At 30.8% G+C, this 12,990-nt stretch carries 10 protein-coding genes; 1 reads left to right on the plus strand and 9 read right to left on the minus strand.

Translation table 11 applies throughout. From position 1 onward, the window contains the following. Positions 1-97 precede the first annotated feature (97 nt). The 8 genes from LPB136_RS11365 to LPB136_RS11400 form a co-directional block, all read right to left on the minus strand. Complete coding sequence (locus tag LPB136_RS11365) at positions 98-409, minus strand: DUF6660 family protein (protein WP_072556438.1); 312 nt, start codon at positions 407-409, stop codon at positions 98-100. A gap of 112 nt (positions 410-521) precedes the next feature. Then, complete coding sequence (locus tag LPB136_RS11370) at positions 522-920, minus strand: heavy-metal-associated domain-containing protein (RefSeq protein WP_072556439.1); 399 nt, start codon at positions 918-920, stop codon at positions 522-524. Between the two features lie 33 nt (positions 921-953). Next, positions 954-2,714, minus strand: coding sequence for an efflux RND transporter periplasmic adaptor subunit (locus tag LPB136_RS11375; RefSeq protein ID WP_072556440.1), 1,761 nt, complete (start codon positions 2,712-2,714; stop codon positions 954-956). Between the two features lie 5 nt (positions 2,715-2,719). Next, complete coding sequence (locus LPB136_RS11380; RefSeq protein WP_072556441.1) at positions 2,720-3,310, minus strand: DUF2911 domain-containing protein; 591 nt, start codon at positions 3,308-3,310, stop codon at positions 2,720-2,722. Between the two features lie 4 nt (positions 3,311-3,314). Further along, complete coding sequence (locus tag LPB136_RS11385; RefSeq protein ID WP_072556442.1) at positions 3,315-5,813, minus strand: heavy metal translocating P-type ATPase; 2,499 nt, start codon at positions 5,811-5,813, stop codon at positions 3,315-3,317. Between the two features lie 2 nt (positions 5,814-5,815). Beyond that, positions 5,816-7,051: a TolC family protein gene (locus tag LPB136_RS11390; protein ID WP_072556443.1), complete on the minus strand. Its 1,236-nt coding sequence runs from the start codon at positions 7,049-7,051 to the stop codon at positions 5,816-5,818. A gap of 1 nt (position 7,052) precedes the next feature. Next, a complete protein-coding gene (locus LPB136_RS11395; RefSeq protein WP_072556444.1) occupies positions 7,053-10,814 on the minus strand; it encodes an efflux RND transporter permease subunit in 3,762 nt (1,253 codons plus the stop codon). Positions 10,815-10,922: 108 nt separating this feature from the next. Further along, positions 10,923-11,345, minus strand: a complete 423-nt coding sequence (locus LPB136_RS11400) for an HYC_CC_PP family protein (RefSeq protein ID WP_237267388.1) — start codon at positions 11,343-11,345, stop codon at positions 10,923-10,925. A gap of 343 nt (positions 11,346-11,688) precedes the next feature. Between LPB136_RS11400 and LPB136_RS11405 the strand changes: the two genes are divergently transcribed. Beyond that, positions 11,689-12,042 carry a DUF7222 domain-containing protein gene (locus LPB136_RS11405; protein ID WP_072556445.1) on the plus strand — a complete coding sequence of 118 codons (354 nt, stop codon included), beginning with the start codon at positions 11,689-11,691 and terminating at the stop codon, positions 12,040-12,042. A gap of 78 nt (positions 12,043-12,120) precedes the next feature. Here the strand turns inward: LPB136_RS11405 and LPB136_RS11410 are convergent, their stop codons facing one another. Then, entirely contained in the window at positions 12,121-12,387 is a 267-nt protein-coding gene (locus LPB136_RS11410; protein ID WP_072556446.1) for a hypothetical protein, read from the minus strand. Positions 12,388-12,990: the final 603 nt, after the last annotated feature.

Genomic DNA, 12,990 nt, shown 5'->3' on the forward strand with positions numbered 1-12,990 from the left:
TTTCGATACAATTCTGATGTAAAAAATAGAATTACCCGAAATTTCAAGAACCTTTAGGTTCTAAATTGGATATAATTATCCTTAAAAAGAAACTGAATTATGCCCTTGGTGGCTGTAAAATTGAAGTAGTAAAATCTTTTTCTGTACCATTTTGGTAGAAAAAGTCTTTTGTAGAAATGTAGGATATGTTAATGTTTACATCAACAAATTTGAAATCTATCGCACTAATATGGCAACATTGACAAATACAAAAAGGAGAACATAAGTCTGAATCTTGATGTTGATGATCACTGTCGGTTACCTGTGAAATTTCTGTTTGAACCTCATTATCAAGCGCAGCATAATCTTCGCAAGGTGCTAAATTAAGGGCTAAAATATAAATTGATAATATGAAGGCTAAATATTTCATTTAAACAAAGATATAAATTAATTAGTGCAATGGTTGTGCAAATAAGAAAGCTCAACTAATAATTTTAGAAGAAGTGCTTTTTTATAAAAAAGCACTTCTTCTATTTATAGGTTTATTGATTCATTCCCATACTATGATCATATTTACAACAACCAGGTAAACCGTCATAAGCATTTAAATCTCCTTTTGATTTTTCAGTATCGTAGCCAGAAGCTGCTATTGCTTTGTGAATTTCCATTGCATTTGTTTTAGTGCCATCAAAAGAAACATCAATTTTCTTTTTTTTAACATCCCAAGTAGCAGTTGCTACACCTTCAACATTATTTGCTGCTTTTTCAATGGTGCTTTTACACATACCACAGTTTCCTCTAACTCCAAAGGTAATACCTGTAGTTGCCATTTCTTTAGAAACTTCAGTTTTGTTCGTATTCGTTTCTTTTTTGCCTTCACTTTTACAGCTTGTAAATACTGTAGCTGTAATAATTGCTAAACTTAAAATTACTTTTTTCATTTGTTTAAAATTTAATTATTAATTGATTTTTTATTATTCTATTACTTGTTTTACTTCTCCACATTTTAACATTGCATCGCCATAATATGGGTTCATTACCACTTCTTCTTTACTTAACCAATACGCACCTTTGTTGCTATTTGCCATTGGACAAAACTCTACATATACTTTTTGGTTGATTTTAAATACCTGAATAGCATCCATTAAACTTAATGAAAGCTGCATAAAATGAAGTCTTTGGGTTGCAATATCTGATGTTTTAGAAATTGAAAAGGTAGTTGCTTTTATTTTTCCTTTTAAAGACATCCAGCTTTTGTGAGCTTCATTATTTTTCAGCAATTTCATATCAACTTTAGATATATTTTCTAATATTACTTTTGATGCTGACATCGCTTTATTAGCATCATCTTTAACCAAAGCATCTTTTAAGTTGATATAATTATTAAAAACTGTTTTTAGTTGATTTTGAAATTCTACAGAAACTTCTATTATTTCATTTTTGTTGAAATTATTAGTTTCGGTTGAAGTATTATTATCCATACCAAGATGATTTTCGTGACCTGTCATTACTTTGCCACCTTTTTGATTCATCATTGACTTTTTACCCTGTAATTGTGCAGCTGCATCTACAGTAAACGTTCCGTTGGTTACAATTTCATCACCATTTTTTAGACCTTTTAAAATTTCGTAGTTATCTCCAATTCTATTACCTAATGTAATTTCACGCATTTCAAAAACTGGCTCATTCTCATTCGTTTTTAAATAAACCACAGAGCGTTTTCCTGTCCATAAAACTGCAGATGCAGGAATAGAAATAATTGCTTCCTTATTAGATCTGATTCCTTTAATTTTTCCTTCAGCAAACATTCCTGGCTTCAATTCATTATTTCTATTATTAAGCACAACTCTTAATTTTACAGTTCTTGTCTTGGAGTCTAAAACAGGGTTTATAAAATCTACTTTTGCGGTAATTTCTTTATTAGAATTTGTAGTTATAAAAATTTCTTGCCCTTTTTTAAAAAAACCAATCTGATTTTCATAAACATCAAAATTTGCCCAAAGTGTGTTTAGGTTTGCTATTTTTAACAATGGCTGCCCTTGTTTAATATATGCTCCTTGTTCTACTAACTTTTCTGAAACTGTACCAGAAACAGTGGCATACACAGGAAAATTTTCTTTGACTTTACCAGATGTTACTATCTGATTGATTTGAGATTCTGAAAGTTTCCATAATTTTAGCTTATTACGAACAGCTTTGTATAATGCAGGCTGCGTTTCTTTTAAAGACGAAGCTGTAATTAATTCTTGCTGTGCAGCAAATAATTCTGGCGAGTAAATAGTAGCCAACAGTTGCCCATTTCTAACTTTTTCTCCTGTTGAATTCACATACAACTTTTCTATTCTTCCAGAAAAATAACTAACCTGAACTGTATTTGCTTCTTCGTTTTCTACAATTTTTCCTGATAATTTAATGGCATTGTCTTCAGCTTTACCATTTCCAACAGTAGAAGTTTGAATGTTAGCCAAAGCCATCGCATTTTCTGTTAGCTTAAATTGGTCTGCCATTAAACCTTCAGCACTACTTTCTGCAGGAATTAAATCCATTCCACAAATAGGACAATCGCCAGCTTCTGGTTTCATAATTTGCGGATGCATAGAACACGTCCACATTTGTTTTTTTGTAGAAACTTCATCGTGTTTATGAGTATTTGTTTCAGAAGAATTTCCGAAGAGAAAATATCCTAAAAGTAGCCCAAGAGCTGGTAGAATAATATAAATTGCAAATTTTTTCATCTTTTTTATTTATTTAATTTAAATGGAAAATTAATTGTTACTTTTTCCCAAACCAGTGTAATTGCACCTTCTGTGTCTCCAGTTTTTTCTACTTTATATTCTAAATGTTCAGTGATTTTATCTGAAAGAGTAGGGGTAACTTTAAATCTAATTACGTCATCTTTAGCATCGTATTCATCTTTGCCGTGTTGATCCCAATTTTTGTTAATCATAACAGTCCAATCTCCTTTAGATGGAATTGTAAAGAAACCATACTTGCCTTTTGGAAGCATTTCATTATTAATTATTAAATCTTTATTTGTTCCTATCCAAGTAGCATTATGAGCACCTGCTTGCCATACATTATCATAACCAACTAAACCACCAAAAATTATTCTTCCTCTAACACCAGGAGAAGAATAATCGATATGAATATGAGCTTTTCCAATCATAGCCATTGTAGATTGATGTGGACTTAATACTTTCTTTTTTGGTATTTTCTCTTTCACTGATTTTGTAGAATGATTTTTATGTTCATTATTATCAGTTTTTTTGGTTTTATTTTTACAACTAAAGATGGTTGTTATTAATACAAGTACTATTATTAATTTTTTCATATTATCAAATTTTAATTGTTCTTAATCTTAAAGCATTTACAATTACAGAAACCGAGCTAAAACTCATTGCCAAAGCGGCAATCATAGGAGACAATAATATTCCGAAAAAAGGAAATAAAACACCAGCTGCAATTGGTACTCCTAAAGTGTTATAAATAAGTGCAAAAAATAGATTTTGTTTAATATTTTTCATAACGCCATCACTTAAATTTCTTGCTTTTACAATTCCGTGTAAATCTCCTTTTACCAAAGTTATCATTGCACTTTCAATAGCAACATCAGTTCCAGTTCCCATTGCAATACCAACATCACTTTTTGCCAAAGCTGGTGCATCGTTAATTCCATCTCCTGCCATTGCAACAACATTTCCTTTTTCTTGTAATTTTTCTACTTCCTTTAGTTTGTCTTCTGGCAACATACTTGCTTTAAAATCTGTCAAATTTAATTCTGTCGCTACTGCTTTAGCAGTATTGTAATTATCTCCAGTTAACATAATTACTGCAATTCCCATTTCTTGCAATTCTTTAATTGCTTTTGCACTGGTTTCTTTAATTTTATCTCCAATAACAACATAACCAATTACGTTTTTGTCTCTTGATAAATAAGAAACTGTTTTTCCTTGCATTTGAAAAGAAGCTGCTTTTTCTTCCATTTCTGATGAGATTTTTGCATTTGCGTATTCCATCATTTTAGGATTACCTAACGATATTTTTTTATCGTTGATAATAGCTTCAACACCTTTACCAGTAACCGCAGAAAAAGAATTGGATTTTATAATTTCTGCATTTTGCTCTTTTCCATATTTTACAGTAGCTTCTGCTAAAGGATGTTCACTATTTGAATTTAAAGAAACAATATAATTTAAAACCTCATTTTCAGTATAATTATCATCAAAAGAACCAATTTTCTCTACAGTTGGTTTACCTTCGGTAATTGTTCCAGTTTTATCAACAATTAGCGTATCTACTTTATCCATTTTCTCTAAAGCTTCCGCATTTTTAATGAGCACTCCATTTTGAGCACCTTTACCAACACCAACCATTACAGACATTGGAGTTGCCAAACCTAACGCACAAGGACAGGCAATAATTAAAACTGCGATTGCATTTACTAAAGCATACACATACGCTGGTTCTGGTCCCCAAATTGCCCAAACTATAAATGTAATTAGAGAAATTAAAACAACTACTGGTACAAAGTAACCAGAAACCGTATCTGCTAATTTTTGAATAGGCGCACGACTTCTACTGGCATCGTTTACCATATGAATAATTTGAGAAAGTAATGTATCACTACCCACTTTTTGGGCTTTCATTAAAAAAGACTGATTCCCATTTATTGTACCACTACTTACTTTATCTCCTTCGGATTTGTTTACAGGAATAGGCTCTCCTGTAATCATAGATTCATCAACAGTTGTATGACCTTCTGTTATTTTACCATCGACAGGAATTTTATCACCTGGTTTCACTTTTAGAATATCATCTAATTCTATTTTATCAATAGATACTTCCACCTCTTTACCATCTACTATTTTGGTTGCTTTATTGGGTGCTAATTTTAAAAGTTCTTTCACAGCAGAATTTGTTTTACTATGCGCACGAGCTTCTAATAATTGCCCCATTAAAACCAATGTTAAAATTACAGTTGTAGCTTCAAAATAAACATGTACAGCATCAAATTCAGTTTTAAATTGATCTGGAAAAACATCAGGAAAAAGCATTCCGAAAAAACTAAACAACCAAGCTACACCAGCACCAATGCCAATAAGTGTAAACATATTTAGATTCCAAGTTTTTATACTTTTATAAGCACGTTCAAAAAACATCCAAGTTGCATAAAACACTACAGGAATTGATAGAACAAACTGAACCCAATTCCAGTTCTTCTGCTCTAAAATATCGTATAATGGATTATTCATTAGCATTTCACTCATTGCTATAAAGAAAATTGGCAATGTAAACGCAACTGCAATCCAAAACTTTTTAGATAATTTTTTATATGCTTTTTCTTCGGCAGAACTATCAGCCTCCATTGGCACTAAATCCATTCCACAAATCGGGCAATCACCAGCTTCATCTTTTACAACTTCTAGGTGCATTGGGCAGGTCCATTGTTCTGAATTTGTTGTTGATAGATTTTGCTCTTCAACCAAATCCATACCACAGACTGGACAATCACTAGGTTTGTCATACGTTTTTTCACCCTCACAATGCATAGGGCAATAAAAAGTACCCGTTCCTTTTCCCTTAAGAACTTCCTTTTTTTCTTCCTTTATATGTTGATGCTCTCCTTGTTTGTGAATACTATATCGTCCACCATCATTTTTTAAAGCTTCTTGAAAAGTTTCTATTTTAATATGAGCATCCATTTCTATGGTTGCTTCAGATTTTTCTAAATCAACTATTGCTTTTGAAACACCCGCAACTTCTGAAAGTGTTTTTTCTACATGACCTCTACAGCCATTGCAAGTCATTCCATGAATATGATATATGTGTTTCATTTTTATTGAATTAAATAATTAATAATTGTTGTTTGTAAATAGTAGTTTTTAATCGACTTAATTTGATTCATTTCAAACTTCAATTGCAATTCTTGAATATCTAAAACATCATTAAAGTCAATCCTTCCTGTTTCGTAACTTTTTATTAGAATTTCTTCAGCATTCTTCGCTTGTTTTAGATTTTTAGTTTGTGTTTTATAACTTATTCTTGAGGAAATACGGTTATTTATTGCTTGGTCTAAAATTGTTTCTAAGGTATTCTTACGTTCTTGTTTCTGCGCTAAAATCTCTTGTTGTTGCAATTGATTTTGTCTGGTTTTCGATTTGTAACTATTATTGAAAATAGGAATGGAAACAGAAACCATTGGCATTAAAATATCTTTACCATTATCACTAAAACTCATATTAGGTCGTTTAGCAACATTTACATAATCTAAACCAAAACCAATCATAGGATTGTTTTCTTTCTGATTCAATAATTCTGATTTTTCTACAGATTGATAAATCTTATCATACTTCAATAATTCTGGGTGTAAAACTAAATTGTCTGTGTTTATTTCGAAATTTTCTGAAGGAATATTCAACTCATTTATCACATTTACTGTAACTGATTTATCGCGATTTAGGAGCTTGTTAAAATTAGTTTGTTCAGCTAAAAATTGTTGTTCTAAAACATCTTTTAGTTGCTGCATTTCATTTTGACGCATTTGTAAGCGTAACACATCTACAGCTGATGCTTTACCAACTTCTACCGATGTTAATGCCAATGTTTCGTAAGTTTCGAGGAGTTTTATATTTTTTTCTAATACCTTTTGCTTTGCCTTATTTGCATACAAATTATAATAGGACTGCGAAACGGAAGTAATTAGTTTACGTTTAGCAATTACAATATTTTCATATTTAGCATCTGCCATTGAAGAAATATAATTTTCTCTTGAGGTAATAGTTCCAAACCAAGGCAACATTTGTTTTATAGATATTCTAAAACGTTGTGCTCCCGTTCTTGTTTCTGGTTCACTTACAAAATAGCCAACGCCAAATTCAGTATTTGGTAGCGTGTTAACTTCGTTTACTTTTTCGGAAGCAATATTGTATTGCAATTCAAATTTTTGAATTGCTGGATTGTTTGCCATTGCTTGTTCTAAATAGCTTTGCAATTCTTGACTTTGAATGTTAAGAAAAAAGAAAAGGGAACAAAGAGTAAAGATTAACTGAAATTTTCTATCTATATTTTTCATTTTAATTAACGATTTGTCTTGGTTCTTGATTTTCTTTTTTCGTTATTCTTTTCAATTTTATCTCTTCTCTCCAGCTATACAAAACAGGTAAAAGAAAGTAAGAAGTGATGTCTATGACCATTCCTCCAAAAATTGGGATTGCCATTGGAATCATTATATCGCTTCCTTTTCCTGTGGATGTTAAAACAGGTAACAAGGCTAAAATTGTAGTTACAGTGGTCATTAAACACGGACGAATTCTTTTTTGTGCAGCTACCAAAGCTGAAGCTCGAATGCTCTTTTTATCAGCAGGTTTTTCGCGTTCAAAAGTTTGTGTTAAATAAGTTGCCATAACGACACCATCATCTGTAGCAATTCCAAACAATGCAATAAAACCTACCCAAACCGCCACACTTAAATTGATGGTTTTCATATTGAAGAGATCCCTCATATTTTCTCCAAAAAAGCTAAAATTGAAAAACCAATCTTGACCATACAACCAAATCATAATGAACCCACCAGCAAAAGCAATTGTTATTGCTGTAAAAACCATAAGTGATGTAGAAACCGATTTAAACTGAAAATATAAAATCAAGAAAATAATTGCCAATGCTAATGGAACTATAACGGATAATGTTTTTTCTGCACGTAATTGGTTTTCATAGGTTCCTGTAAATTTATAGTTGATGCCTTTTGGCACGATTAATTCTCCTGAATCTATCTTTTGTTGAAATAAAGCTTGTGCATTTTCTACCACATCAACTTCTGCAAAACCAGATATTTTATCAAACAAGACATAACCTACTAAAAAAGTGTCTTCACTTTTAATTACTTGTGGACCTTGTTCGTATCTAATGGTTGCTAATTCACTTAAAGGAACAGGATTGCCTTTTTCAACTGGAATATAAATGTCTTTTATAGATTCTGGGTTGTTACGCAATTCCCTTGGATAACGTACTCGAATTCCATAACGTTCTCTTCCTTCCACAGTTTGGGTCAATTGCATTCCTCCAACTGCAACTTTTAAAACATTCTGAACATCCTCAATAGAAATTCCATAACGTGCAATTTGTTCTCTATCAATATCAATCAATAAGTAAGGTTTTCCAACAATTCTATCCGCAAAAACAGCTTCTACTTTAACACCTTCAGCTTGTTTTAAAAGGATTTCTAATTGCAGCCCAAAAGCTTCAATTTGTTTTAAATCTTGTCCTTTTACTTTTATTCCCATTGGCGCACGCATACCTGTTTGTAACATTACCAATCTTGTTTCTATGGGTTGTAATTTCGGAGCAGAAGTAACACCAGGTAGTTTGGTGACTTTTACAATTTCATTCCAAATATCATCTGGACTATTTATTTCTGGTCGCCAGTTTCTATAAAATTCACCATCATTATCTTCAATAAGTTGAGAATGTTTAAGTTTCGTGAAATTTGCGTTTTCTGAATTATTAGGGTTTTTAATAAATTTTCCATTTTTTAGTTCAAAAACTCCATCATTATTTACTTTATAACGTTGCCTTTTTCCTTCAGCATTGCGCATATATTCAGATTTATACTGAATCATATTTTCATACATTGACAAAGGTGCAGGATCTAAAGCGGATTCTGTTCTTCCAGATTTTCCAACCACAGTTTCAATTTCTGGAATGGTGGCTACCGCCATATCTAATTGCTGTAAAACGCGTTTATTTTCTTCGACACCAGAATGTGGCATTGAGGTTGGCATCAATAAAAAAGAACCTTCATTTAAAGAGGGCATAAATTCTTTACCTGTGTTATAAAATATCCAAAATCCAAATACAAGAACTGATGCTGGTATCGTTAAAAACAACACTTTATTTGCTAATGCCCATTGTAGAATTTGTCTATAATAGTTTTTTAAAACCGAGAATATTCCTAAAATACCAAAGCAAATAATGGCTACAAAAATCAAGTTGATGAAGATACTTCTGTCAAAACCTAATGGTCGCCAATATTCTGCAAGTAAGAATATAATAGCAGTACAAGAAATAATGATATTTATAAGATTGCTTTTTTTCTCATTCAGCTTTCCTAAAACAGCAAATAAACCGTTAATTCCAAAAGCAATTAAAATACTTCCTAACCAAAACCCACTTATTATAATTACTATTCCAGCGATTATTAAAGCAATATTAACAATATGGCTAAATGATTTTTTTAATGTTGTTTTTCTAAATAAATAGGCTGCAAATGGCGGAATTAAAAATAAAGCAATAACTAAAGATGCTGATAGCGCCATTGTTTTGGTAAACGCTAAAGGTCTAAACAATTTACCTTCTGCGCCAATCATTGTAAATACAGGTACAAAACTGATAATTGTAGTTAAAACGGCTGTTAATATTGCTCCAGAGACTTCTGCAGTTGCATTGTAAATTATTTGATCTGTAGTGTATTTTGTACCATTTTCACTGCTTTGTAATTTTTCATCATCTAAATGACGAATCATATTTTCGGCGAGAATTACGCCAACATCAACCATTGTACCAATCGCAATCGCAATACCTGAAAGTGCTACAATATTTGCATCTACATTAAATAGTTTCATCGTAACAAATACCATTAATACTGCAACAGGTAATAAACCAGATATTAAAATAGAAGCCCGAAGATTAAAAACCATTACAATAATTACCAAAATGGTAATCAGAATTTCTAATGTTAACGCTTCATTTAGTGTGTCTAAAGTTTCTTCAATCAATTCTGTTCTATCATAAAAAGGAACAATTGTTACTTGTGATGTTCGTCCGTCAGCTAAAACTTTAGAAGGTAAACCTCCTTTTAATTCTTCAATTTGAGTTTTTACATTTGTAATTACTTCCATAGGATTTGCTCCATATCTTGCAACTACAACACCACCAACTACTTCTGCGCCTTCTTTATCTAACAATCCTCTTCTTGTTGCTGGACCTAAAGAAACTTTACCAATATCTTTTATTTTGATGGCTGTAAAATCTTCTGAAGTAACAACAGCATTTTCAATATCTTCAATGGATTTTATATACCCTAACCCACGTACTAAATATTCAGCTTGATTGATTTCTAAAGTTTGCGCACCAATATCTTGATTACTACTTTTAACAGCTTTTACAACTTGATTTAAACTAATGTTGTACTGTCGCATTAATTCAGGATTTACGTCCACTTGATATTCCTGAACATAGCCACCAATTGAGGCAACTTCAGAAACTCCGCTTGCAGATGATAATCCATATTTTACATAGTAATCTTGAATGCTTCGTAATTCCTGTAAATCCCAACCACCTGTAACATTTCCTTTTTCATCACGACCTTCAAGCGTGTACCAAAAAATTTGCCCCAATCCTGTAGCATCTGGACCTAAAGCAGGATTTACACCCTCTGGTAATAAATTACTTGGTAATGAATTTAGTTTTTCTAAAATTCTACTTCTGCTCCAATAAAATTCGATATCTTCTTCAAAAATGATGTAGATACTTGAGAAACCAAACATAGAAGAACTACGAATTGTTTTAACTCCTGGAATACCCAATAGGGAAGTGGTTAAAGGATATGTAATTTGGTCTTCAATATCTTGCGGTGAACGACCATCCCATTTTGTAAAAACTATTTGCTGATTTTCTCCAATATCTGGAATGGCATCTACCGAGACTGGATTACTTGGTAAAAATGGAATTTTCCAATCAAAAGGAGCATTTACAGTTCCCCAACCTACAAAAAGGACGAGTAGTAAAACGGATACAAGTTTATTTTCTATTAGAAATTTTATGCTTTTATTTAGCATTAGTTTTGATATTTAAACAATTAAAATTGGTGTTGGAAAAACACCGAATACAACAATTTATCCTTATAACATTGCAGTTATAGGATATTACAGTCTATTGCTTAAAAATCAGATTAAATAAGTCTCGTCAATCTTGAAGATTTCTTTTATGACGAGTGGCGGCTCATATTCTTCAAAGGAAGATATATTATTCTCTAAATTTTCAAAGAGATTAATGTATGTGTAGATAAACGAAGCTAGAAATAATTCTTGGTTTAAAGATATTTTATCAACTTGAAGTTGCACTTCATCTTGACCATCAATTAATATTTGAACATCATTACAACAATCTTTCTTAACTATTGAACAACCAGAAATATTAGTAGAATCTGCTTTTTCAATTTCCATTCCGCAAGAAGAAGCTTCAGAAAAAATAGCGGTATCTACAAGAGTATCTCCACAAAAATGTTTTGTGATAGCAAATGAAGTTGTAGAAAATAAGACTACAAACGACATTAAAACAGCTAATATTTTATGAGAAAACTTTGTCATTCTAATTACAAAGGTACAAAAATGAACTAAAATAGATTAAATGATATGTTAATAAATTAAAACTTCAAATTTATCTGCTGATTTCGATATTTTTATTCTTTAAACGGTTCTCTATAATTTAATTCTTAATGAAGCCATATTATCACTAACTATTCTCTCAATCACTTTTGAATAAATTTGAATAGTTGTAATTTCTGTATGTACTAATAATCTTGATAACGTTTCTATTTATATTTATCTAGTAATAAAAGTGTGTCTTGTAATTTGAAATACTAGGAAATAAGTTTTTTGTTCTTTTAAGAACTAATAAAGCTTTTAAAAACCTTAGATATAAACAAATATTATGTCTAATTTAAGTAAAAAAGAGTTTTTAGAAAATTATAGTTCACATCCAAATTTTCATAAGGAAATATTGAAACAAGGTGATGTAGATTGGTCTTTAATTAAAAAGTATCCTCAAGATTACTACTCTGCAAATAGCGGATCTGTGTCTGGTATGATTTATTATGTGGATACTGTAGCTTTTGCAAAAAAGCATCATTTACCAATATTACAAATGTTAGAAGAATTCGAAAATGGATGCGGAAGACTAGAAAACAAACCAAGTCCAACAGACGAAACCAATTATTTTAATTGGCTTTCGTGGTTTGCATGGGAGAATATGATGAGTGAAATTATATCTTTTTTGGAGAGATAAAAAAGAAAAAGCAACAAGAAATGGTAATCGTTTCTTGTTGCTTTTATTCTTTATGTAAAGTTAACCATTGTGATTATATTAAGTAGGAGTAATTCTTAATTGATAAATCCAAATTTTAAAATATATTAAATATTTGTCTCTTGAATTAAAGAATTCAATGTATTCCAAAGGATTTTTTTTACATTTAATATGTTGTATTTTTTGAAAATCGAATGTATTATTGTGAGAGTTTGGTATAGATTTCATCGCTTCTTCAAAAACATTTATAAATTTTCGCCAATGTATTTCTTTGGTAAATTCTCTTACATGTTTCCTTATTTCTATATTATCGCAGAAGTCTATCATATTTTAATAACCTCTTAGCTTTAGTAGCTTTATATAATTTGGTTTGATTCTATGTAATAAGCGAGCGTGGAATAAATCAAGTTCATAGAATATGCTAGGTTTTTCTTTTTTAAAAACGACATTGCAATATGCAAGAGGATCTTTTTTGAATAATTCGTATTCCAATTCGTTAGTTAGGTAAATTGAGTGTTCTTTAATGTTTCTTTCTTTAATAACCTCTGCAAAGATTATTTCGAAATGTAATTGATTCGTTTTTTTGTGGTATAAATCCACTTTTTGTTCTTTTGTATTTAACATGATTCTTTTATTTTTTTGATTATTAATTATTCTCTTAAATGGAAATTACATTTTGAAACTTGTAAAATGGTAGGTAGACTAAACTTAAATAAATAGCTTGAAATTTTAAATTCTTCTAATCTGTTTTATAATTTTTTAAATCTTGATTTTTATTTTCAAAAACACATTTGCACCCCTTGTTGGGATTGAGGTTGAAAAAATCGGGGGGCATATATGTTATTATAAGAAACTATAAGGGCTCCCGATTTTTGACATCTTCAATTTTTCTTGTCCAATTGATTTAAATTTCCATTTAGTTGTTTTCTT

This window comes from Tenacibaculum todarodis, assembly GCF_001889045.1.
Lineage (GTDB): Bacteria > Bacteroidota > Bacteroidia > Flavobacteriales > Flavobacteriaceae > Polaribacter > Polaribacter todarodis.

Excerpts from the sequence above, each read along its gene's own strand:
- LPB136_RS11405 (WP_072556445.1), top strand. The coding sequence starts at position 11,689 with ATGTCTAATTTAAGTAAAAAAGAGTTTTTAGAAAATTATAGTTCACAT.
- LPB136_RS11390 (WP_072556443.1), bottom strand. The coding sequence starts at position 7,051 with ATGAAAAATATAGATAGAAAATTTCAGTTAATCTTTACTCTTTGTTCC.
- LPB136_RS11375 (WP_072556440.1), bottom strand. The coding sequence starts at position 2,714 with ATGAAAAAATTTGCAATTTATATTATTCTACCAGCTCTTGGGCTACTT.
- LPB136_RS11395 (WP_072556444.1), bottom strand. The coding sequence starts at position 10,814 with ATGCTAAATAAAAGCATAAAATTTCTAATAGAAAATAAACTTGTATCC.
- LPB136_RS11365 (WP_072556438.1), bottom strand. The coding sequence starts at position 409 with ATGAAATATTTAGCCTTCATATTATCAATTTATATTTTAGCCCTTAAT.
- LPB136_RS11400 (WP_237267388.1), bottom strand. The coding sequence starts at position 11,345 with ATGACAAAGTTTTCTCATAAAATATTAGCTGTTTTAATGTCGTTTGTA.
- LPB136_RS11380 (WP_072556441.1), bottom strand. The coding sequence starts at position 3,310 with ATGAAAAAATTAATAATAGTACTTGTATTAATAACAACCATCTTTAGT.
- LPB136_RS11370 (WP_072556439.1), bottom strand. The coding sequence starts at position 920 with ATGAAAAAAGTAATTTTAAGTTTAGCAATTATTACAGCTACAGTATTT.
- LPB136_RS11385 (WP_072556442.1), bottom strand. The coding sequence starts at position 5,813 with ATGAAACACATATATCATATTCATGGAATGACTTGCAATGGCTGTAGA.
- LPB136_RS11410 (WP_072556446.1), bottom strand. The coding sequence starts at position 12,387 with ATGATAGACTTCTGCGATAATATAGAAATAAGGAAACATGTAAGAGAA.